Source organism: Microbulbifer sp. CnH-101-G (assembly GCF_052466775.1).
Genome location: NZ_CP174292.1, coordinates 1076325 through 1099904, shown reverse-complemented (window position 1 = coordinate 1099904; position 23580 = coordinate 1076325). Strand labels below are relative to the sequence as shown.

The 23580-nt window shown below is 48.3% G+C and carries 21 protein-coding genes, 1 tRNA gene and 1 pseudogene; 16 read left to right on the top strand and 7 right to left on the bottom strand.

What is annotated here, in order from left to right:
- Window positions 1-807 precede the first annotated feature (807 nt).
- The 7 genes and pseudogenes from ACJJID_RS05010 (at window position 808) to ACJJID_RS04980 (ending at window position 6770) form a co-directional block, all read left to right on the top strand.
- Window positions 808-1257: a transposase gene (locus ACJJID_RS05010; protein WP_444921746.1), complete on the top strand. Its 450-nt coding sequence runs from the start codon at window positions 808-810 to the stop codon at window positions 1255-1257.
- Window positions 1158-1586: pseudogene (locus ACJJID_RS05005) on the top strand (transposase); the annotation flags it as partial. The gene ACJJID_RS05010 and the pseudogene ACJJID_RS05005, both read left to right, overlap by 100 nt.
- Before the next feature lie 34 nt (window positions 1587-1620).
- Complete coding sequence (locus ACJJID_RS05000) at window positions 1621-2676, top strand: FG-GAP repeat domain-containing protein (RefSeq protein ID WP_444922606.1); 1056 nt, start codon at window positions 1621-1623, stop codon at window positions 2674-2676.
- A 125-nt stretch (window positions 2677-2801) separates the two neighbouring features.
- The gene (locus ACJJID_RS04995) at window positions 2802-3656 is read left to right on the top strand and encodes a delta-class carbonic anhydrase (RefSeq protein ID WP_444921745.1); all 855 of its coding nucleotides are present in this window, start codon (window positions 2802-2804) and stop codon (window positions 3654-3656) included.
- A 294-nt stretch (window positions 3657-3950) separates the two neighbouring features.
- Window positions 3951-4027 (top strand) — tRNA-Arg (locus tag ACJJID_RS04990).
- Window positions 4028-4201: 174 nt separating this feature from the next.
- Window positions 4202-5371 carry a patatin-like phospholipase family protein gene (locus ACJJID_RS04985; RefSeq protein WP_444921744.1) on the top strand — a complete coding sequence of 390 codons (1170 nt, stop codon included), beginning with the start codon at window positions 4202-4204 and terminating at the stop codon, window positions 5369-5371.
- Between the two features lie 493 nt (window positions 5372-5864).
- Complete coding sequence (locus ACJJID_RS04980; protein WP_444921743.1) at window positions 5865-6770, top strand: EamA family transporter; 906 nt, start codon at window positions 5865-5867, stop codon at window positions 6768-6770.
- Between the two features lie 44 nt (window positions 6771-6814).
- On the opposite strand, the gene ACJJID_RS04975 is transcribed toward ACJJID_RS04980, so the two are convergent.
- The 3 genes from ACJJID_RS04975 to ACJJID_RS04965 all read right to left on the bottom strand — a co-directional run bounded on the left by ACJJID_RS04975 (window position 6815) and on the right by ACJJID_RS04965 (window position 9839).
- Entirely contained in the window at window positions 6815-8851 is a 2037-nt protein-coding gene (locus ACJJID_RS04975) for an acyl-CoA synthetase (protein WP_444921742.1), read from the bottom strand.
- A 132-nt stretch (window positions 8852-8983) separates the two neighbouring features.
- Window positions 8984-9364: a tautomerase family protein gene (locus tag ACJJID_RS04970; protein ID WP_444921741.1), complete on the bottom strand. Its 381-nt coding sequence runs from the start codon at window positions 9362-9364 to the stop codon at window positions 8984-8986.
- 10 nt (window positions 9365-9374) lie between these two features.
- Window positions 9375-9839 (bottom strand): hypothetical protein, encoded by a 465-nt coding sequence (locus tag ACJJID_RS04965; RefSeq protein ID WP_444921740.1) that lies wholly within the window; start codon window positions 9837-9839, stop codon window positions 9375-9377.
- 193 nt (window positions 9840-10032) lie between these two features.
- Between ACJJID_RS04965 and ACJJID_RS04960 the strand changes: the two genes are divergently transcribed.
- Window positions 10033-10464, top strand: a complete 432-nt coding sequence (locus tag ACJJID_RS04960; protein ID WP_444921739.1) for a winged helix-turn-helix transcriptional regulator — start codon at window positions 10033-10035, stop codon at window positions 10462-10464.
- 470 nt (window positions 10465-10934) lie between these two features.
- On the opposite strand, the gene ACJJID_RS04955 is transcribed toward ACJJID_RS04960, so the two are convergent.
- Window positions 10935-12188 carry a Y-family DNA polymerase gene (locus ACJJID_RS04955; RefSeq protein WP_444921738.1) on the bottom strand — a complete coding sequence of 418 codons (1254 nt, stop codon included), beginning with the start codon at window positions 12186-12188 and terminating at the stop codon, window positions 10935-10937.
- Window positions 12189-12578, bottom strand: coding sequence for a LexA family protein (locus ACJJID_RS04950; RefSeq protein ID WP_152452880.1), 390 nt, complete (start codon window positions 12576-12578; stop codon window positions 12189-12191).
- A 64-nt stretch (window positions 12579-12642) separates the two neighbouring features.
- Between ACJJID_RS04950 and ACJJID_RS04945 the strand changes: the two genes are divergently transcribed.
- The 6 genes from ACJJID_RS04945 to ACJJID_RS04920 all read left to right on the top strand — a co-directional run bounded on the left by ACJJID_RS04945 (window position 12643) and on the right by ACJJID_RS04920 (window position 16861).
- Window positions 12643-12771, top strand: coding sequence for a hypothetical protein (locus tag ACJJID_RS04945; protein WP_444921737.1), 129 nt, complete (start codon window positions 12643-12645; stop codon window positions 12769-12771).
- Window positions 12772-12836: 65 nt separating this feature from the next.
- A complete protein-coding gene (locus ACJJID_RS04940; RefSeq protein ID WP_444921736.1) occupies window positions 12837-13370 on the top strand; it encodes a mechanosensitive ion channel domain-containing protein in 534 nt (177 codons plus the stop codon).
- Window positions 13371-13410: 40 nt separating this feature from the next.
- Entirely contained in the window at window positions 13411-13920 is a 510-nt protein-coding gene (locus ACJJID_RS04935; RefSeq protein WP_444921735.1) for a hypothetical protein, read from the top strand.
- Window positions 13920-14462, top strand: coding sequence for a hypothetical protein (locus ACJJID_RS04930; protein WP_444921734.1), 543 nt, complete (start codon window positions 13920-13922; stop codon window positions 14460-14462). Before ACJJID_RS04935 ends, ACJJID_RS04930 begins: the two co-directional genes overlap by 1 nt.
- Before the next feature lie 195 nt (window positions 14463-14657).
- On the top strand, window positions 14658-15521 hold the full coding sequence (locus ACJJID_RS04925) for an AraC family transcriptional regulator (protein WP_444921733.1): 864 nt from the start codon (window positions 14658-14660) through the stop codon (window positions 15519-15521).
- A 173-nt stretch (window positions 15522-15694) separates the two neighbouring features.
- Entirely contained in the window at window positions 15695-16861 is a 1167-nt protein-coding gene (locus ACJJID_RS04920) for a patatin-like phospholipase family protein (RefSeq protein WP_444921732.1), read from the top strand.
- A 795-nt stretch (window positions 16862-17656) separates the two neighbouring features.
- Here the strand turns inward: ACJJID_RS04920 and ACJJID_RS04915 are convergent.
- Window positions 17657-18673, bottom strand: a complete 1017-nt coding sequence (locus tag ACJJID_RS04915) for an NAD(P)-dependent alcohol dehydrogenase (RefSeq protein WP_444921731.1) — start codon at window positions 18671-18673, stop codon at window positions 17657-17659.
- 190 nt (window positions 18674-18863) lie between these two features.
- The gene (locus tag ACJJID_RS04910) at window positions 18864-19259 is read right to left on the bottom strand and encodes a glycine zipper family protein (RefSeq protein WP_152452863.1); all 396 of its coding nucleotides are present in this window, start codon (window positions 19257-19259) and stop codon (window positions 18864-18866) included.
- A gap of 369 nt (window positions 19260-19628) precedes the next feature.
- Between ACJJID_RS04910 and betT the strand changes: the two genes are divergently transcribed.
- Window positions 19629-21695 (top strand): choline BCCT transporter BetT, encoded by a 2067-nt coding sequence (gene betT, locus ACJJID_RS04905; protein WP_444921730.1) that lies wholly within the window; start codon window positions 19629-19631, stop codon window positions 21693-21695.
- Between the two features lie 9 nt (window positions 21696-21704).
- Entirely contained in the window at window positions 21705-23402 is a 1698-nt protein-coding gene (betA, locus tag ACJJID_RS04900) for a choline dehydrogenase (RefSeq protein WP_444921729.1), read from the top strand.
- The last annotated feature ends 178 nt before the right edge of the window (window positions 23403-23580 follow it).

Sequence of the window (23580 nt, the reverse complement as noted above, 5' to 3'; positions counted from 1 at the left end):
GCTGGTATCGGCTCCCATAAGGTTCCTAGCTTACCCGTGTTGAAAATAACTGGCCTACAACCAACGGGACTCTTTGCTATTGTCAAGGGAATCACTTGTTATAAAAATCCAGGCATAAAATTGTGAGCCTAATGGAGGCATGAATACAATATAAATTTTTATCGCTCTCTTACAATAAAACCGCACAACCTGTATGGGGTCTTTACCAGCAGCCACACTGATACACTGAGCCTGCATTTAAATAGATTTTGACAATACATGGTTAATAGTGACCACTTGGAATCGAAAGATATTATCAACCGCCAATAAAGAGGGGGCTGACTCTTTTTATGCAGACAAAACCAAGGCTATAATTTTACTAACTCAATCAAGAACAGCTTGAAAAACCCTCCACTTTAGGGCGCTGCCATCAAAAAAATTTTTCCAGAAAGGCAGAGTAAGGCTCAAGATCGATCACGGGTGTTTTGCACTGCACATAATATTGATAAGTTATTAAGTTATCACAATACCCATTTAGCCCCACACAAAATTCATATATCGCCAAACTCACCAGAAGCTAACAAATTAATCTCGATTATTAGCCTGATGCCAGATAAAGTTCTAAGCCGGAGATAATTAACCTTTGTCAACTCTAGACCAGAGCATTCCCTTAAAATTTGTTATGTAATCACGCAAACCTTAGAGAACCATAAGAAAATGAATTTAGTTAAATATATTCTTCTAACACTCTGTTATATGACTAGAGGCTGTTTCATAACTTGAAATCGGTTATTCTCACGCAATTACATAGAAAAAAGCCAAGAAATAGTGAGCCGATTCAAGTCAGAGTTAACCAATGATCAATGGAAATTGATCAAACCATGTCTTCCTGAATTAAAACGAGGAAAGGGAGGCCCAAAACCCATTGATAATCGGGCTTGTTTTGAAGGCATCCTGTGGGTTTTGCGTTCTGGAGCGCGATGGAAAGATCTTCCTTCACACTATCCATCACCGAGTACATGCTGGAGAAGGCTTCAATTTTGGGAAGAGCAAGGAGCTTGGCTACATGCATGGAGAAGATTCCTGGAGCTATTGGATCAACAGTCTTTGCTTAACTGGGAGGAGGTCTTTTCTGATGGTAGCTTTGCACCAGCAAAAAAGGGGGATTCGAAGTCGGGAAAACCAAGCGGGGCAAGGGTTCAAAGTGGATGGTGGTGGTCGATGGCGAAGGTATTCCACTGGGAGGCACCATTACTTCGGCCTCACCAGCAGAAGTAAAGTTATTACACCCATTGCTTGATGTTACGTATAAAAATACAAAGATTCATCGTTTAGTTTATGATAAAGCGGCGGACTCTGATCCTCTTAGAGATAGTCTATTGAGTCGTGGAATCGACCTTATCTATCCACACAGGAGAAATAGGAAAAAAGCCTCAAGGCAGGATGGTAGAAAGCTCAGAAGGTATACTCGCCGTTGGAAAGTTGAGCGGACTTTTGCATGGTTGGGAAATTACCGCCGTTTAGTTGTTAGATGGGAGCGATATTTGTCCACTTATCGTGCTTTTTTCTATATTGCAGGCATGTTAATTACGTTAAAGAAGTTATGAAACAGCTTCTAGCGCTTTATGCTCCGCAAACACAATTAAAGTAGAAAATATATCTTACTCCGCTTCCATACTTAAAGTTGGTGCCGGCCAACCTGTAGTTGCAGTAACAGACCTCAATTCAGACGGAAATCAAGATGTAATTATTGCAAACAATTCAGACAACAACATAGTAACCTATCTTTCCAGTGGCAATGGGACTTTGACACCAGCAGGAGATCTCCCCGCCGGTGACAGTCCTTCAGGTTTATCGACCTCTGACATCAATGGCGATGGGAATGTTGATGTTGTTATAGCCAACCACGAAACCTCATACGTCACCATGCTTTTTGGAAATGGCAAAGGAGGTTTTTATCCTGCACCGAATTCACCTTTAAGCGTGCAAGTAACACCTCACCCACATGTCGTCCGATTAAGTGACCTTGATGATGATAGTAAAGTTGACCTGATTGTAGACAACCGTAATCTCGAAGGTTTACTCATTCTCAAAGGACACGGGAATGGTGATTTTAAACTGCCAGGGAAGACTATTAAAGTGGGAGGAGACCCCTACCGGGGATTTGCCATCAAAGACTTAAACAAAGACGGACACTCCGATTTGGTGACGCCCAATCAGAATGATATAGGCATATTAATAAATAACAAATCTGGCAATAATTCTTTCAGCTTAAATAATCTGGCACAATCCGAAGCTCCATTTACTGTTGAGGCCGCAGACATGAACGGAGACGGAAACATGGATTTACTTGTAGCCAACAACCGCGATGTCATTACTATAATCCCAGGAGATGGCAGCGGCAGCTTTCTAAAAAAGAAACAAGTAGAAATCCAGGCATCTAATGGCGCCAAACAGATTGCGACAGGAGATATCAATGGTGATGATATTGACGACGCTTTAATCAGCAGTTGGCCGGGGGAAATTCTCGTTTTAATTGGAGGCTCGACAATCAAGTCGATCAAATTTAAGGATACGAATATTCCCAATCCGTGGGGAGTCGCACTTTTAGATTTAAACAAAGACGGTAAAAGTGACCTTATTGTTGCGGATGGCAACAGCAATTTAGCAGCTGTGTACATAAGCCGAATAGAGTAACAGATGCCTTATTGATTGTAATCTAAAGTTACTCCTGCTGCGTACCGGAATTAATTACCAGAGCAACATACCCACATAAATACAACCAACCTCTCAACCACAACAAACCGCAGGGGATTATCACCGTGAAAATAAAGTCTCTTTTTTTAGCTGCAACGACAACTATAGCCGTCAACGCTTCTGCGCAAGAAAGTAATGTCGCAGTATCAGATGAGACCATCGAAAATCAACGTGCCAATTTAGAGAAGAACACCACAGGGAGAAATTTTGGCCCGCAATCTCCACGCGATATTGAATCAACTTCCGGAAACCATGCGATTTTCTTCGCTGCCGCACCAGCTCATACGGTTATGAACTTGTGCAATATCCATTTTCACAAAAATGCTGAGCATAAAGGTGGAGAATTTACCCAGTATGCGGGCAACGGTGATGGGCATGGCTTTCTGTCAGGTTTTAAGTATTCCGGTACTCTTACCGACACCGAGTTAGCCCCACCTAATCAAGAAGTGTGTCCAAGCGAACATGGCAGCCTTCATCCTGGAGATACCATTGAAGTCCATTATGTCCACTCATCCGCCAAAATTAAACCCGGTCCAACCTTGGGTTCCTGTTTCAACGAAGACATCAAGAATCCACAGTTGCGAGTAGAAACGCAAGTTTATGTCTTGGTGAATGATTCCACTGCTTTAGACTTTGTAAAGCTAACTGCCCATGATGAAAAAGGTGGTTTTCAACAAGCCTTGGGCATTCCCAGCAATACTGGAAAGCCAATTCAGTATTCAGGCTCCACCACCGGTCCAGATTACAATGAACAGGGCTCACCTTATCAAGTCACCTGGAGTGTCCGCCCCAATGTTGCCAAGGTCAACATTGCTTCTGTGGGCAACTGGTGCAAGGACAATATCTTTAATGAAGACCATGCTCATGGTGTAAGGAATTTGATCCAGAACCCCAAGCTTCTCTCCAAGATTGAACACTAAACGCGCATGCCAACAATACAGCTACCAACGTGACCCAATCCATCTACAACGGGCACGCCACTAAGGAGCTAGTTATTCCTCAAATGCCTCAGGATTTCATGTGTACTGGTGCCGGGTAATGCCGCAGCTAAAGGCTAAGCTTCATTACCCCACTTCCACTTCTTAACCAACCAGAATAGGAGGTGGCCACTGTTCTCCTTCGCTTAATGATCAATATTTAACCTTAATTACTCTTTTTCATAAAAGTGCTTGACGGCTCATTGGTAAACCTATATTGTGCGCACCCTCAACGACGCGCTCGTAGCTCAGCTGGATAGAGTACCTGGCTACGAACCAGGCGGTCGGAGGTTCGAATCCTCCCGAGCGCGCCATTTCAAAAGGGCTTGTATCTCCGGATACAAGCCCTTTTTTTATTTCTTCTGTAGATAGCTCCGCAGGTAGCGATTGCAGTCATACGACCATACACTTCACACCAATCTAAGTTAATCTTGGCTTCGGCCCGGCAGCATTCACTAACTCTTTAAGTGAGAGTGGCCTGCAGTCTTATGCTTAAACATGTGGTTTTAGCCCTACTCTGCATTCTTGCAATTTATATTGTTGCCGCTTACATCTACAACAAGCATTTTACCCAGTCTGTCACTTTCAAAAGCTCCCCTTACGAGCCCGAGCGGTCAGAAAGCCTAGATTACCTCAAAGAAAAAGACACTATTAAAATCTTGATCGTAGATGGCGGCGGTGTCCGGGGGCTCATCCCCTTATATGTACTTAACTATCTCGAGAACAAACTACACAAGCCGATTAGCGAGGTATTCGATGTCTACAGCGGAGTATCCAGCGGTGCTATTGTAGCCAGCGGCATCAACATCCCTGAAAAATTTATCCCTAAAAATTACACCGGGCATGATTCTGCCACGGAGTACTTGATCCAACTCTATAAAGAAGAAAGTGACTACCTGTTTTCCTCACCTTGGTATCACGATCTATTGACAGGCTGGGGACTGTTTTCCCCTTCTTTTATGGGCGAGCGACTCCACCGTGTACTGGAAAACCACTATACAAAGTCACTTTCTTTTACAGATCTCAATAACTTTGTCCTTATCCCGGCACTTGACATTCACAGTGGTAAAATACACCTTTTTAAAAATCGAGGGGATGAAGTCAAACAACTACCTACCGACAGCTTATACCAGCTAATCACTGCAGCAGTCAGCGCCGAGACCGCCTTTCCTCCGGTAGCTTTCAGGACACCAGAGCAATCCAGAGAGCACAGCTACTTTGCCGATGCCGCCCTGGCCATGAATAACCCCACCAGCCTAGTGCTACTGGATATCCTTAAAGAATTTCCAAATAAAAACTATTATGTACTAATTTTAGGAGCAGGCTCACCACCATTGGCTAGCAGTGAAGCAGATTACAGTGAACTGAAAAATTGGGGGCGTATCAACTGGATACGGGATGCCTTTTCCAATATTCAGAGATATATGGATATTCAACAATTATACGCACTGGAGCTCGCTCAACAGCTCTCTGATGGCGATCGCCTGGAATACGATTACCTAAATGTCGAAGTCACTGATCCATTCGTCGATATCTTTGACTATGACTCCCTGCACCATTTAAAAACTTATGCCGATCGCTTGATCGAAGAAAACCAGCAAGAATTAAAAAGAATTATCGAGCGACTCAACCAGCCAGATAAAAAAGCTTCTCAGTAGTAGTACATCACAAGTTCGATATTTGATCATCCATATTTGCGCAGACTACAAATCTATTCTCCAGCCCTAACTATCGATAGGTCATCTGCAGGCTTTATGCCCTGAAGATCGCTGAGTTACTCAGAAAAACTGCACTGAAAACCATTAGATCGATGATGATGTTTCCCACTCTTTTGTTGACCTCTTTGGCTATTAACACCATAGCTCCTTGAAATAATGTACCGACAGACTTATTGGAGAGATACAGATAAGCCAGAATCGTACTGTTAACTTTCTAGGCAAGACACCTCTACCAATCCAACTCGCCCAGCTCCACAAGATTAATACTATTAGATTGACTATTTCCATAGTCTCTTTATTATGCGGGAGTAGTTTTCCAAGTAATATCTACTAGCATCTACACTAGATAGATATCTCCCATTAAAAAGCTGAGGAGTGCGAACCTCCCAGAGTGTTCTAAAGTAGTTACCCTCTGTAGGGATGGGGATTATTTATGCCGTTAAAGGATCTGGCTCTAGCTTGCACTGTTGTTATCATTTGGGGAGTTAATTTTTCGGTTATTAAAATTGGACTGGAAGAACTTCCTCCCATCCTATTCTCCGCACTTCGATTCCTTATAGTTGCAATTCCGGCCGTGCTTTTTATCCCCTTTCCCAAAACCTCTACGTGGAATCTACTGGGTGTCGGTGTCTTTCTTGGGGTGTTCAAGTTTGGGCTACTCTTCTTCGCCATGAAAGCGGACGCCTCTGCAGGAATTTCTTCACTGATCCTTCAGGCTCAGGTCTTCTTTACCATCTTACTGAGTGCAATTTTCTTTAAGGAGGCAATAGGTCGATATCAACTGTTGGGTATTTTCATTGCAATGGCCGGATTTTCACTGTTTCTCTTCAGCAGTGAGGGGAGCGTAACCTCATTCGGCTTGGTGCTATTATTACTTGCAGCTTTCTTCTGGGCCCTGTCGAACTTGATCATGAAACGCACTCAGGGCGTCAATCTGTTGCACTTTATGGTCTGGGTATGCCTGGTGCCTCCCATACCTCTTTTTACCCTCTCCTATTTTCTGGAGACTCAAGACCCTTTAACTCTGATTATTAGTGCCAATGCGAAAACCTGGCTTTCCCTCGCCTTTGTCAGCTATATCTCTACGCTGATTGCCTTCGCGATCTGGGGCAGGCTTCTGAGAGCCCATTCTGCGGCAACGGTGACCCCTTTCGCCCTATTAATCCCGGTGGTGGGCATTATCACTTCCAGTGTTATTTTGGACGAAAAGTTAGAAACCATAGAGGTTATCGGCTTTGCACTGATTATGGCTGGGCTTATATGCAACACTTTATATGGTAAGTTATTGGAACTGGTAAAAGCCTCAAGGCAAGCCGTGCAAACTCCACCAAAGATTTGATGGCTTGGTCGGGGTGCTCAGAAAGAGAGCACCCCAAAAGAAAATTAGACGATCTCATATTTAAAGGTGTACGGCGCAAGCTGCTCCGCAAGAGCGCCCTCAAGACTGGAATCCCCTCCGGTGGTAACCCTGGCAATAGTACCAAGCACCTTGTCTTGCTCCACTTTTACCTGACTCTCGGTAATGGCTGAATCTGCTCCCTGCACCAATCGGTCAATAATATCCTGAACACACAACCGGATTTCTTCCATCTCCAAAGCAGGCTTGAAGATCTTGCCAACCGCCGTAGTAGGGAGTCCCGGTCGGAGCACAATTTTTCTGGGAATGGCCGCCCGCTCGGTAATATTTTCTTTGGCATAGGCAGTAATCTCTTCAAGCAGGGCTCTGGCAGAATCATCCATTACAACCTCCTGCCCTCTGACTGTCAGCGTGCTGATCGCTTCACCCGACAGCATGACATAGGCGACGGGAACCTCTCCCGCATAGGCATCTGGTGTACCTACTGCTGCAGCCATGGCAACGGAAGGATGCTGGCAAAGCACCTCTTCTATCAATTTGGGCTCAATATTATGGCCTCCACGCACTATCAACTCTTTTTTTCGGCCTGTGAGCCAAAAATAGCCATCTTCATCCTGCCTGCCTAAATCCCCGGTGTTAAACCAGCGCTGCCCTTGATCATCCTGTACCCAAATTCCTTTATTGTGCTCAGGGTTGAGATACCCATTGAAGACATTGTCGCCTCGAATAAGCAAATTGCCGATTTCATTGGTCTGGCTATACCGAATAAAGTTGCCCAGCTCACCTAGCTGGGCACTTCTCATCTCTTGTAGCGGTAAACGCAGCCCGATAGAGCCCACTTTCTTCGCGCCATGTGGTGGCGTGAGACTGCTAGCGCAAGTGCCTTCCGTTAAACCATATCCCTCTACGATTTGCACACCGGTTATACGCTCAAAAGCATTAAAAACCTCAATCGGCATAGGCGCCGCGCCACACAAAGCCATTTGTAGGGAGGAGATATCACACTGTTTTACTGGCTGCTGCAACAAAGTAGAATAAACTGTGGGCACAGCGCTAAAACTGTTCACGCGATAGAATTCAATGATGTTCCAGAAGTTACTGAAAACACCCTCACCCCGGTAGCCCTGTGGGGTCATTAATACCACCTCACAGCCGTTAATAAACGCTGCAAGCCCCGTCACGATTGCCGCATTCACATGAAATAGTGGCAAACCGCACAGAATAACTTTTCCGGGCCCCATAATATCGCCGGCGACCAAACCAATACTTTTTGCATTCGCCAATTCATTCCCGTGTGTATGGGTGGCGATCTTTGGTAACCCTGTTGTACCCCCGGTACAAAATAGGGAGGCGGTGTCATCACTGTGGATACTGCGTTTAAAGTTCAAATGGCTAGACGGTTGCTGCTTAATCGCCGACTGGAAGGGGATTCGTTTTTTGCCTTTCAATGATTTCAGCCGCCGGCGGTATTGATACTGTATTGCACTAGCCGCAATGCCTTTCAAGCCTCCGGCGTGATATGCCGGGTCCACATGAAAGATACTTTTTACCTCGGGTAAATTCGGTAAAATACTCTCAACTTTTTCACAGATATCAGTGCCCGGGAAAGGACTCAAGGTAACGATGGCTTTTGCCTGGCTATGCCGAATCAGCTCTTCTATCTGTTTGGCCTCCAGTAGCGGATTGATCGCCAATACTTTAGCGGCCGCCTCCGCCCCCCATAGTACATAGTGGGTTTCTGGCAAATTTGGCAATATAAATGCGACAGTGTCATGCTCTTGAATACCGACACTACTGAATAAATTGGCAGTTTGGATAATACGCTCAGCCAGTGTTTGATAGCTAATCTTTACTGGCTTTCTATAGTCTTTGCCTGAGATAAAAAAAGAGATCGCCGTTTGCCGGGAATAGCGCTTGCACGCAGCCATTAATGCTTCAAAAGTATTTCCGCTGAATTTTTCCGAAAAAGCTTTAAAGCTGGAAAAATCTTGCCCCTCTGGCTGCTTACCTGTTAGCAGGTAGGCTTCCAGAGCCTCAATACCTTTCAAGGTTGAAGTGGACATAATATTACTCCCTGACTGCCAATCAGCAGATGGTTGTATTGAATTATTTTTTACTTTGATACTTAGTTTACTTTGATACTTAGTTTACTTTGATACTTAGTTTACTTTGATACTTAGAAAGCAACCGCAAGCCTAGTTTGAATACTGGGCAAGCCACGCTTGCTCCTCTCCAGGTTCTGGCATAACCGCGCCTCCCTCTATCACCCAACTGGCGGGAACATCTATAAGCTCCACCGTGCAGCGAGCGGAAGAACACCCTAAAACCAGGGAGACCACTTCGATAAAGCGATTGGCTAGAGCTGACTTGATTCTATCGCTGCGACCTGCGCGAATGGAACCCAGGATATGGAGACTGTTCTTTGAGCGTAAATGAACGCCTCGACTAAATACAACCTGTACAAATTGTGCGGGTGCGCCAGTTATTGTGCAGTGAGCTTCAGTAACCCCAGAGACCAGAGCCTGTTGCTCAAGAGCAGATAATGGGCGCCAAGTGGAAATCGTATAAAGCGGCATTTTTAACCTCTCATAAATTGATATGGGTGTTGAAATGACCCGTGGCGCTTTTGGACCTCACTAATCGCACCAGTGTTTTGGCTATGTAGGCAATTTGCCGCAGCGGTGACATACGCTTGCGATTTGCGCTTAGGAATGCCCTGCTGAGCGATTGGTCAGGCGCCGTAATAACGACTTCATTTTTGTTTATCCCTGTTGTGAGGCACCACTGCTCCAGCAGTTGGTATAAAAACGGGTGTCGCAACTTATTTGATGTTCCATCAGGCACTGGGGCCATCAAGGTGGCCACCGACGATGTCTTTCCCTCCAAAAAGGCTTGGTTTGAGGGAACCTCCAGCCATATCACTCTGGGCGTTACCGGCTGGCTTAGGTGTTCCCGGTAAGCCCGGCCTATGACTTGCTCCAGGGCTTGCTTGTTGAGGCTCGCTCGTGAACCTTCGACCAGAGAACATAAAACGATAGGTTTGAAGTGCATGACCCATACCATAAGTTGCATTTTGGAACTAATCTAATATAAATAAGTTCCAAAATGCAACTTAATTGCGCTAGCTTAGCCTAGAAACCTCAATAACTTATGGCTATATAACGACCTGATGCGGCCTCCAGGGAAGTTTTGTTTTGGAACTAACTTGTGAGACCATGGCGCCATGAACAACTCCGGAACGGCTATGAGCGAGAGTAAACCCGCTGTTCAATGTGGGATCGAAGAGGCCCTTTCTGTGATCGGCGACCGCTGGAGCCTGCTGATTGTCCGCGATGTGCTGAGAGGCTTTAATCGATTTGACTCTTTGCAAGATAGTTTGCAGATATCCCGAAATATCCTCACGCAAAGATTAAGTAACCTGGAGGAAACCGGCATCCTGGTTAAAGCGCCCATTAAGCCCGGTGCGCGGCGTATGCTCTACAGCGCTACCCCAAAGTGCCTTGCGCTAGTCCCCGTCTTGGTCTCTCTGATTGATTGGAGTACACACTGGTCTGAGAAAACCAATGTACGCTGGTCTCGAGTGGTTGATAAAAAAACCGGAGAAGCTGTTAAGGTGGACCTGGTAAACAAAGAGGGCGAGCCTGTCTCCCTGCTGGATCTGGATTTGAAATATTAAGAGCCCGCTTAAAACTAACGATCTCAGTTCAACCTGTACCCCGCCGAGACTCTCGCTTCCTTTCCCGTGCTGACTCCACATACTGACTCCTCACACTGACTGCTTGCGGCTAGACTGGTTTTATCGATCGATAAATACTGCCAGCCATCCGATGCTTCTTTACTGTGATCACTGTGGCCAAATCTGGGATATCAAGGATTCCGCACTTATTCCGATACGGGAAATCCTCCGCGCCTTTCCCGATCGCAGAATCAGCGCAGCGCTGATTAAAGCCTTAAAACTCGCTATTGGCCTCCCTATGATGGAGGTAAAGCGCTTCGCATGTCACAAGACCTTAAAGAGCGGCCGCTGCTTCGTCTGCAATGCATGCCTGGACAATATTCCAGTCCTCATCAAAAACTGCGGCAGCTGCGGAGCGTTGAATCTTGATATTCCGAAACAGGACCAGCCATCCCCTTAAAAATACTCTCTTAAACATCTACCAGTGGCAACGCTTCCCAGCGTGTGGTGTAGGCGGGTGAGCGGTAGGCCTGGCGCATTTTCCAGTGTTTATGTACCCCCTCAGCACCCAAGAAAAGGGTGCCGCGGCCAAAACGCTGATTGACCCTATCGAGGGCCTGCATCATCTCCCCGGCGCGGGCCGGCTGACCGACAGTGAACAGATCCCCCTGCCCCAGAGACCTGGGCACCAGCTCTACCAGGCCCACACCGGCTTTCATAAAGCGGTGGCCCGGGCGGTAAAGCTCGGCTATCGCCCCCTTGGCCAGACTGGCGATCAGGCGGCTGTCATCGGTGGCATAGGGGCACTGTACCAGCGTACTGCGGCTGTAATAGTGGGGCTCGTGAGGTGAGGTGTGCAGAAAAATATGTATCGAAGCCACCAGGCATTCCTGGGCGCGCAGCTTTTCTGCCGCTCGGCTGGCATAGAGGCTGATTGCCTGCTGAATGGGCTGCAGCTCAGTCAGCTTCTCTCCAAAAGAGCGCGTGCAATAAATCTGCTTCTTTGCCGGCGGTTGTTCCTCCAGACTCAGGCACGGAACTCCATTTAACTCCTCAATAGTTCGCTCAATATTGATATTGGTGTGCCGGCGCAGGATCTTGGGATTGGCCTGCGCCAGATCATAAGCGGTCTCTATGCCCAAGTGCCCCAGCCGCTTTGCCAGGCGCCTGCCAACGCCCCAGACTTTATCGACCGGCATACGCTTTTGTAGCCACTGCCACTTCTGCGGGGTATCCAGAACACAGACTCCATTGCAGCTAGCGATTTTCTTCGCCGCCCGGTTGGCGAGCTTAGCCAGAGTCTTACTCGGGGCAATCCCCACCCCCACCGGCATACGCACATCACGCCACAGGGTTGTGCGAATCCGCTGGCCGTAATCCAACCACTGCTCCTGCAAGCCATACAGATTGAGAAACATCTCATCGATACTGTACACCTCCACTTCCGGACTGAAGCCCTTCAGGGTTTCCATCACCCGGTGGGAAATATCACCGTACAGCGGATAGTTACTGGAGAAGATGGCCACCTTGTGCCGTCGCAACAGGTGTTCAATCTTGAAGAAGGGCTGCAAATCCCCAATCCCCAGCGCTTTGGCCTCCTTCGAGCGCGCCACCACAAAACCATCATTATTGGAAAGTACCACCACCGGCCTACCCCTTAAGTCGGGCCGGAATATCTGTTCACAGCTGGCGTAGCAGCTGTTGCAATCCACCAGTGCCAGCATTCAGCGGGGGCGGTGATAGCGAATAGAGGCTTTAACCACCCCTTCAACGATAAGCTCCTGCCCCTCCCAAACCGGTATCGGCGGATAGCGGTCATTGGCCGATAGCAGCCGCCCATGGTGGCGATCCAGCACCTTACAGGTGAGCTGGCCATCCAGGGCCACCACCACGACATCACCGTGTACCGGCGTCAGTGAACGGTCGACAACCAGGAGATCGCGGTCGAAGATCCCCAAGCCCTGCATGGAGTCGCCGTTGGCTCGGGCCATAAACGTGGCCGCCGGATGAGTGATCAAATGTTGATCAAGGCTGAGGCTTTTCTCTTTATGATCATCCGCAGGAGATGGAAAGCCAGCGGCAACACCGTGACTGTAGAGAGTCGCTAGTTTCATAGGATTTACCCAGTACTGTATATATATACAGTTTAGGGGCAGTGCGCCGATCCCGGCAAGAACGATGGCTGACCAGCGAGCCGCCAGCCGTGCCCACACCAAGCCCACTGGCAGGCCTTCAGGCTCCCGCTTGTATGACAGCTTGGCAGTGTGGCTGTGTGAGATTATGATCCGCGCAGCGGGCGGAGAGTGATTAACGACAAGACGTGCCCCGCAGCCCTCTCCCTAATGGGCACGGTACGGAGACGAGACACACATATGAATTTAATCATAGCGGCACTGATCGTAGCCTCTTATTTTATCTGCATGAGGCTTAGCTCCTCCGCTATCAGCCGATTTGGGCAAACCAGGGCAGTCAAGCCCTATCGCCTCAAATACATTTCCAAGACCGTCAGTATTGCTCTTTTGGTATTTCACCTGGTCCTGCTGATCAGCGCCCTGGGATTTGAATACACCCAGGTTTCCATCTTCCTCTCTTCCGTATTTGCAGTAATTGGCGTGGCACTTTTTGCCCAGTGGTCAATATTGAGCAACATCACCGCCAGCCTGATTATTTTCTTCGGCTTTCCCTACCGGGTTGGCGACAAGATTCGGGTGATGGACAAAGACGATGACATCTCTGGCACGATTGAGGAGATCACACTGTTTCATGTCCTGATCCGACGGGGCGAGGAATTAATTACATACCCCAACACTTTAATCCTGCAAAAAGGCGTGATTAAAAACCCCGGCAAGCAGCTAATGGAAGCTCCAGAAAAACTGCCGGAAACCAGCCAGGCCGAAGTACAGTAGATTTCCCCCCTCCCTGCCCTCATTTCTGGGCAGGGAGTTCTTGACGGACAATTCTTTCCCCCCGAATTTCCACATCAACCTGGCCTGCTTTAACCCCAATAAGCCCTTCCTCGTCCTCAACTGCCTTGAAAATAACAAGCAGCAAACCCATAGAACTCTATTAAAGGCACGGAAAAGCTCTCACCACTTCCCATCTTCAGTGAAGCGATTTGCTTCAACCGTCTCAATGGTTAAAAATGCGCAAGATTCAATGAAATTGGCTTTAAGGGACTGCATGACCGATACCCTGAAAGATATACTCCACTTCATACAGGAAATGGGCCTAAAAAATGGCCTGTTTGTCGTGTTTTTCATCTTTGCGCATTATTTATTGTTCTGGATGTACAGTGGGCGGTTGAAAGATCGCCAAGTTGAAATTGATCGACTAGCGGCAGATAATAAAGAGTATCGGGACAGGTTCCTCAAACTGATGGATAATGCCTTTTCCTATTCTCCGCCCACTAGAAAAGTGGCCCCCAAAAAGCCAGTTAATGAAAAGGAGTTTGAGTAGTGTTCTCCATGTTGCTCGCGATTGCTCTTGTCTTCATTGCAATTCAGATATACAGGCTTTTTGAGATAAGAAAGCATGACCAACACCTGTTCGAATTTTGTCAATTACGGAGAGATACCATCGCGTATCTCTCCAACTCCTATGAGCACCTATCCAGAACAGATTACATTGCCCTCAGAAAAATCAACGACGCCCTGAGTCGCATCATAGCCGGGTACAAAGAACACAAAACCGTTGTCTTTAATTACCGTTTATTTACCGAGTACTTGGATGAACTCAAAGCTTTTGAGAAAAAAGCCGAGAAGATATCTACCGGAAATAAAGATATTCAAGATCTACTCAAAAGAATCCACTGCTCTATTTTCAAAGCCTTTCTGGCATTTACCCCCCACCTCAAATCAGAACTGGCATTCTCCCTGGTGATAAAAGTGATTTCCTTTGGAGTGAAGGCCGGGCTCAACTCCCTGAAGGACTATTTACAGCGTCTCAAGGAGGCAAAGGTCATGGTAAACACCTTCAAGAGGTCTACCACACCCTGTTAGTCCCCTGCAGTCTATTCGGGGGCCTATGCGCCCCCTCCATTTCGCCTTTTCTACCTCCTCTGTTTCCACTCCCTCTCTCCTCTTTTCCTCGCCTCCATCAACTCGCGCTCTCCATGGGTAATATTCAGCAACTTTGATCAAGTGTCAGAGAGACACAAAATTTAGAATACTTTTAGATAAAACGAAGCGGTATCTATGATGAGGTATAGGGAAAGGTTTGCGCAGGTACTGCACTATATCGAGGCCAACCTGGACTCCGAACTGGATATCGACAAGCTCTGCCAGTACGCCAACTTGTCTAAGTACCACTTCCACCGACAGTGCTCCGCATTTTTCGGCATGTCCGTGATAACCCTTGTCAGATTGCTGAGGCTCAAACGGGCGGCCTATCAGCTCACCTACCGGGACAAAAAGGTGTTGGATATAGCTCTGGAGAACGGCTACGACAGCCATGAAGCTTTCACGCGAGCTTTTAAGAAACTCTTTGGCAAGAATCCCTCAGAGTTTCGCCGAGCCCCAGACTGGGAAGTTTGGCATAAACACTATGAGCCAATAATGATATTAAGGAACCAGTTAATGGAAAGTTCCGCTAGTTACCAGGTCGATATTATTGAATTCCCCGAGACCCAGCTTGCCGTTATGGAACACCGGGGCGCAGCCCACCTATTGGGCACAACCATCAGACAGTTTATTCAATGGCGGAAAGCTCAGGGGCTTTCACCGAACAACAGCAGAACCTTCAACCTAGTTTACGATGATCCAGCAACCACACCTCCCGATCAGTACAGGTTTGACGTCTGCTGCACGGTAAAAACCTTTACCGACACCAATGCCGAGAATATAGTCAACAAAGTGATTCCGGCTGGAAAATGCGCGGTCATTAGACACAGTGGGAGCGATGACTCAATTGGCACAGCCGTTCGATACCTGTACTTTCAGTGGCTGGATTCTTCAGGTTTTACTCTGCGTGAATTCCCAATGTTTTTTGAGAGGGTAAAGTTTTTTCCGGAGGTGTCGGAAAGTGAAATGATCACCGATATCTTTCTGCCCATAGAATAATATCCTCCCAGGGAAGCAGAAAGCAGGATACAAAAAAACAACCTGTAAACAGATAAAAAGCTGCACCTGAAATTCCTTAATGGAATAGCTAAAGATAAAACTATCGCCCTATCCTGTACTCTTTAGGATATAGATTTAAAGAATGCTATGGACTTAAAGAGTACAAACAGCTTATGAAAGCTCGGCATCTATCAGCCATTATTGCTTTTCTTATTATTGTTTTTGTGAGCCTAGTGTATTTATACAATAGCCGCCTCACACAGAGCACTAAGTTTGATGCTCGCCCGGTCACAGGTGAGTTTATTAAAAATAATGATGCTCTCAAAGACAAAGAAACCATTAACATTCTGATTGTAGATGGCGGTGGCATCCGCGGATTGATACCACTTTACGTAATTCAATACATAGAAAACCAAACTGGCAAACCCATTGAGGAACTCTTTGATATTTTCAGCGGTGTCTCAACGGGTGCCATTATTGCCACGGGGCTCAGTGCCCCCTATCTACCAACAGACCGGCAAGGGTCTAAAGATCAAAGTGTTGACTCTAAAACTGACAGGATAATTCAAATCTACAAAAATGAGAGCGGCTATATATTCTCTACCCCTTGGTATCATAAACTGTTAACCGCCAATGGACTTTTTTCGCCTCGCTTCATTGGAGAGCGACTGAGTAATACCATGGAGAAACACTACACAAATGGGATGAAAATCACCGACCTAAATAATTACATCATCATACCCTCCCTTAACATCCATACAGGCCAGGTGAAACTATTTAAAAATCGAGGTCAGGAAATTACCGAACTGCCCACCAATACGCTTTATCAGCTTGTCACTGCAGCTACTAGTGCTGAGAGCCTATTCCCCCCGGTAGAGTTTATGACTACTGGGAAAGATATTCGCCACCGCTACTTTGCCGATGCTGGCATAGATGCAAACAATCCTACCAGCATCATTCTTTTAGAAACCATCAGAGAGTTCCCAGGGAAAAACTACTATGTACTGATCCTTGGTGCTGGTACATCACCCTTGAACACTATGGAAACCAACTACAGAAGCTTAAAAAACTGGGGAGAAATAGGCTGGACTAAAGATCTTATATCGAATGTACAAAGATCTATGGACGATCAACAATTATACACCCTGGAGATTGCCAAATCACTTAGCCATAAAGGTCAAATAAGTTATAACTACTTCAATGTAGAAATAACCGATCCCTTTGTTGATCCATTTGATTACAAATCCATCGACAAGCTAAAAATTTTAGCAGATAGACTTATCAACGATAATCAAGCTGAACTAGATCGAGTAGTACAGAAACTTAAGCAAAGAGGCTGATGATTGATTCATATAATATTGCTCAGCGAGTAAAATTTGTTTTTCAAAACGGTAAACATTACTCTTAAGCGGTGAAACTTTCACAGGTGCGGCAATTAGCATGGCAACCGGAAAATTTACGCTGGCAATAGCTACACTCTTAATACTATTGGGCACATCTTCCTCCAGCCTGGCAAGCAGTCTCAATGAACAAGAAGCCCGCAAACGATGCATGAGAACCTGTAAGCATGTTTATCACCGGTGTCTTGGAAACAATCGGGAGATACCAGCTGATTGCGTGAGCGATAAAAGGTTCTGTGATTTTATTTGTTATGACGACAAACTCTACTATCGTGAAAGCGACTACCTGAAACGGCAATACAGACGAAATCGATGGAAGAATCGATGGGATTAACGCCTATAAGAATGGCACCAACATTAGTACACAGTGCAGACAAGGAAATTGTGATCGAAATTTAGAGACCAAACAGAAAGCGGAAACTGATAGAAAGGACTAAGCAATCAATTTAATCCTAAAAAGATTTCATAGAGAAATACTCTTCCGGGTATTCTGGACCAATCGTTATCTTTCCCCATAACAGCCTGCATTTATCATAAGTACCTTAAAAAAGGACTTATAAATCCTGCACACCAGTGTTCGTAAGAATCTCGGTATACACGAGGCATGTCAGAATGAACAGCCATGCACGGTTACCGAGATTACTTGGCTAGCTCTTAAAGCCAATACACCGAATAGTTTGTAATCTAATAACCAGAAGAGCTTCACACTCTCTATTACAGCGGCTTTCCTGCGCTCTATTCCCTAGACAATACGATTCGATACTTGGGGTTACCTGACTTCAAGTGCTTGAACGCTTCCTCAATCTGGCTCATAGGGTAAATCTCCACCTGCGGCCGGATTTGGTGATGAGCAACAAAATCGAGCATGGTTTCAATGGTTGCTGGGCTGCCCACCGGGGAAGCCGAAATGGAGCGCTGACCGAAGATCATAGGGAAAAGGGTAAACTGGATGGGGTCCACAACAGCACCGACAAAATGCAGGCGCCCTTTCGGCTTTAATGCCTGGATATATAGATCCCAATCCAAGTTGACATTCACTGTAGAAATAATGAGATCGAAACTCATAGAGGCCGATTTAATTTCTTCCGGGTCCCGTGAGTTCAATGTCTTGTGGGCACCGAGAGACAGGGCCTCGGTGCGCTTGTGCTCACTGGAAGTAAAAGCGGTAACCTCACAACCCCAGGCATTTAGAAACATCAGGGCCAAATGTCCCAAGCCCCCGATACCAATCACTGCTACTTTAGCGGTGGGTTCAATACCAAACTGCACCAGCGGGTTAAATACGGTAATACCACCGCACAGGAGAGGTCCTGCCGAGACCAGGTCCACCCCCTCGGGAATCACCACCAGGCTGCCCATATCAGCGCGGGCTTTATCGGCGAAGCCCCCACCAGTAAGAGTGGTAAATTGGGCTTCGGCACACAAGTTTTGATCGCCCCGCCGGCAGTAGTGGCAGGTCTCACAATAACCGGAGTTCCAACCCAGGCCAACAACGGTGCCGGGCTTGAAGTGACCAGCTTGCTCTCCCGAAGCAAGAACCCGCCCAATCACTTCATGGCCGGCAACCATAGGGTATCTGGATACTCCCCACTCATCCTCGATCATGCTGAGGTCACTGTGGCAAATACCACAGTAGAGCACTTCCAACTCCACCTCAGTTGCTCCCAAGTCCCCCACTTTTACCTGATACGGTTTAAAGGGGCCTCCAGCTTGCATAACCCCATAGGCATTGATGGTAGTGCCACTGGCCATAACTTACTCCCATGGTATTCACTGAAAGATCAACGCGTTGCTTTCGGCTTTAAAATGGTTGTTCCCAACTAAACACTGTAAGCAGAACATAAAAAAAGAGCCGGGGATTTCCCGGCCCAAGCCAAGTCCTGTGAGGTTGCCGAATATCAGAGGACCCACGAGAAAACTTGGCTAACTCCTGTGAGGGGAATTAGTTCAACACACGATATCCGCGCCCGCGCAGACAGTTTTTGATAATTTGCTGTGCTTCGGCACCGGCACTACCAGCGCCGGAGAGACCACCTACCAGGGCTCCCGCACCAGCACCTGCCGCCGCAGCCCGGCTACTATCACCGACGATAGCGCCCAGCGCACCGCCCACCACTGCACCCCCGGCGGCACCCGTTAAGCCCCGGCGACCCTGGTCGCTATAGGTGGAATAGGCAATCCCCTTGCACTCAGAGAGGTCGACTTGATACTGGTTCATATTGACGCCCCAGGTATCAATCACGATGCCGCCGGCACCAGGTACCTGTTCCGGTTGGGCAGCACACCCAATTAATAGGGCGAGGCAAAATCCTGCGGTGGCGTTAATACCAGTTTTCATCGGACACCTCTTACAGCCTGAGCCTAGAGATTGCATGTATGTCACGCTTTTCATCTTTAGGTTTAGCTCTTGGTTGAAGATGGCGCCAGTCGAGAGAAGGGAAAAGCAAGAAAATGAACGACTAAAAAGTCATTAAAGAGGTCCCATCGGGCAAGGGTCAGTGAATAAGAACCCCCTCTATGTGCAGATTATTGATTAAATGAAGAGTAATAACAGCTATTACAACAAGCCTGTGAGAGATGCTGATTTCTATGAGTTAAATCTTCAACGCCTGCCCTGAAGTAGTCCCCAACCTCCATGAGCACACCCGGCGACTGTCAGGCATAGCCTACTCTGATGGGATAGTCGGTCTTTTTTCGCAGGGGAGACATGCACAGCACCAAATCATCGGAAAGCACATCTAAAGCGAGCACCGCAGAGGCGCGAATAAAGCCACTGGTATTTTATGGCTCTGTCGTGGGTATTGTGCTGTTCTCCCTCTGGGCGATGATCTTTACCGAGCAGGCAATCGGCGTTATTAACGAGGTCCTTAGTTGGATATCAGGCAGTTTCGGCTGGTTTTACTTTCTCGCTATCGTTGCCTACCTCATCTTCGTGATCCTGGTGGCCATTTCCAAATTCGGTGACATCAAACTCGGACCCGATCACTCAGAACCCGATTTCAATATCGTGACATGGGCTGCCATGCTTTTCAGCGCCGGAATCGGCATCGACCTGATTTTCTACTGCATCGTAGAGCCCGTGACCCAATTTATGGAGCCCCCTGCTGGTGAGGGCGGCAGTATCGAAGCGGCACGCCATGCCATGGCGCTAACTTTTTTGCACTGGGGTCTTTCCGGCTGGGGAGTTTATACCCTGGTAGGTATGTCCCTGGCTTTCTTCAGCTACCGGCATGGACTGCCCCTTACCATTCGCTCAGCACTTTATCCGTTGTTCGGTAAACGTATCTACGGCTCTCTCGGCAATACCGTGGATATTGCCGCGGTATTGGGCACGGTGTTCGGCGTTGCCACCAGCCTGGGAATCGGGATCATCCAGCTGAACTACGGCTTACAGTACATGTTTGGTATACCGGAGGGCATCTTCACGCAATCACTGCTGGCAGTTATGATTGTGGTGTTCGCCGCATTCTCTGCAGCCACCGGTGTAGAGCGGGGAATTCGGCGACTGTCAGAATTCAACATGTTACTGGCAATAGTGCTGATGCTGTATGTGTTGATTACCGGCAAGACACGATTTTTACTCGACGCCTTCGTCACCAACATTGGTGATTACTTACAGAACTTTATCGGCTTGTCCTTCAATACCTATCCTTTCGCCCCACCCACGGATTGGCTCAATGCCTGGACACTGTTTTTCTGGGCATGGTGGATTGCCTGGGGGCCCTTCGTCGGCCTGTTCCTGGCACGAATTTCCCGCGGCCGCACCATTCGTGCATTTGTTATCGGCACCTTGATTCTACCCTTCACATTTATGGCCGCCTGGATGGCTATCATGGGCAACTCGGCCATCGATATGGTAATGGGCGGCGCCACAGAATTCGGCACCCAGGCGGTAGAGAAACCCGGGTCGGCCATCTATCTGTTTCTCGAGCAGCTGCCCTGGAGCATGCTAACCACAATTGCGGTAACCATCCTGTCGATCGTGTTCTTTGTCACCTCTGGAGACTCGGGCTCGCTGGTGCTTTCCAATCTCACTATCCGTCTCGAAGATCCCAATCAGGATGCGGAACCCTGGATGCGGATTTTGTGGGCTGCAATCATCGGTATTGTGACCATTGCCCTACTGATGACAGGTGGCCTTTCCGCCCTGCAGGGTGCGGTGGTGATCATGGGGCTGCCCTTTGCCATTGTCCTGCTGCTGATCATGTTGGGGCTGTACAAAGCGCTGCAGCTTGAGAAGCTGAAATCCGCGAGCATGCAGGAGTCTTTATCCGGGCATCTTTCAGGCAGAACTATATCGCGGGAAGGGCATACCAATTGGGCCCAGCGGCTGTCGCGCGCGATCAGCTTTCCAACGTTTAAGCAGGTGGAAACATTTATACAACGCACCATCCAGCCCGCGTTTGAGGCGATGAAACAGAAGCTCGAAGAGGAAGGGTATCCGGTCAGTATCGCTGGCGACGAGGGCGACAATCTGCATCTGGAGCTCAACGTGGACCTCGGCGGTGAAGTGGACTTCACCTATCAGGTGTGGCCGCGGCAGTGCTCGATGCCAGCGTTTACCCTGCGGGCAGAGCAACCCCGCTCCAACTACTACCGTCTGGAACCACATCTGCGGGAAGGCGGGCTGACCTACGATCTTATGGGGTACACCCGCGAACAGGTCATCAGTGACATCGTCGACCACTTCGAAGCACATCTACAGTACCTGCACATGCGCCGTGAGCGCGCGGCACGCAGTACCGGTGAAGAGGGTGAACCAGGGTCAGCCTAGGGTAAACAGATGAGTAATCAGGACTTTGATCAGGCTGTTGACTATATCGTGGTGGGGGCGGGTTCAGCCGGCGCCGTGCTGGCCAACCGGTTGACGGCGGACAGCAAAAACAGCCTTTTACTGTTGGAATTTGGCGGCAAGGATAATTCCATTTATATCCGTATGCCCTCAGCGTTTTCCATTCCGCTGAATATGCCTAAATACGATTGGGAGTTTTATACCGAACCGGAGCCGGGGCTGCATGGCCGGCGAATCCATCAGGCCCGCGGCAAGGTCATTGGCGGCTCCTCTTCGATCAACGGTATGGCATTTGTTCGGGGCTGCGCTGGAGACTACGAGGAGTGGGTGGAGCACGGCGCATCCGGCTGGGGCTACGCGGATGTCCTGCCCTACTTCCGCCGAGCCGAAACCTGTGTCTATGGCAGTGACGCCTATCGCGGCGACCAGGGCCCTATCACCGCGTGCAACGGCAACAATATGAAAAACCCGCTTTACCGCGCCTTTATTGAGGCCGGTACTCAGGCGGGCTACGGCTTTACCCAGGATTACAATGGCTATCGGCAGGAGGGCTTCGGGCGCATGGACATGTCTGTGCGCGACGGTGTGCGCTGCTCGACCGCCCTCGCCTACCTGAAGCCGGTTCTGAGCCGCAGTAACCTCGAACTCAAAATGCATGCCCTCACAACTCACGTGATTATGCAGGGCAAGAAAGCCATAGGTGTGGAATACCGGCAGGACGGAAAAATCTTTCGCGCGCGCGCTAATAAAGAAGTGATCGTTTCCGCCAGTTCATTCAACTCACCCAAGTTGCTGATGTTGTCCGGTATAGGCCCAGCGGCCCACCTGCAGGAACACGGTATCGAAGTCGTACACGATCTGCCTGGTGTCGGGCAAAACCTGCAGGACCACCTCGAGGTCTGGGTGCAGCAGGAATGCAAACAGAAAATCACCCTCAACGGCTGGCTCGGGCCACTGGGCAAGGCCTGGATTGGCATCAACTGGCTACTCTTCAAACGGGGCCTGGGCGCTTCCAATCATTTCGAATCCAATGGCTACATTCGCAGCCGCGCCGGCCTTAAATATCCGGATATCCAGTACCACTTCCTCGCCGGCGCCATCGCTTACGATGGCTCCAGTGCGGTGAAAGGGCATGGATTTCAGGTACACCTGGGCGCAAACAAACCGCTCAGCCGCGGCTGGGTCAAACTCAAATCGGCAGATCCAGCAGCCGCACCGGAAATGGTCTTCAACTACTTAGACCATGAAGAGGACAAGCAAGCCTTTCGCTCTGGCCTGCACTTCACCCGTGAGATTTTTGCCCAGGCAGGCATGGACCCTTACCGAGGGCGGGAGATTTCTCCGGGACCGGACGTGCAAAGTGACGATGAGATCGACCATTGGCTCGCCGAAACCGCCGAGACCGCCTATCACCCTGCCGGCAGTTGTCGTATGGGCACGGATGAAATGGCCGTAGTGGATCCCGAATGCCGGGTACACGGCATAGAAAACCTGCGCGTGGTAGATTCCTCCATCATGCCAACCCTCACCAATGGCAATCTCAACGCCCCCACCATCATGATTGGCGAGAAAGCCGCCGATCATATTCTGGGTAAGTCATTACTAAAGCCATCCACGGCAGAGAGCTATGTGGCGAGTGGCTGGGAAAGCAGCCAGCGCGAGAAAAAACCGGAGCGCTCTCTGCGCTAAGCCCTACTCAATACCAGGTAAGCGCAGGATTAGTGGATGAACCCGCAAACTTAACTGAGCTGGGAAGGCATAGGGTTTTTTTAAATTTAATTTCCAACCCTATGCCAGCTTACATGGCTTCCAACCATAGCTTTTTACGTAGATGATTGAGTAGATGGTCGATGAGCGGAGGCTTCAC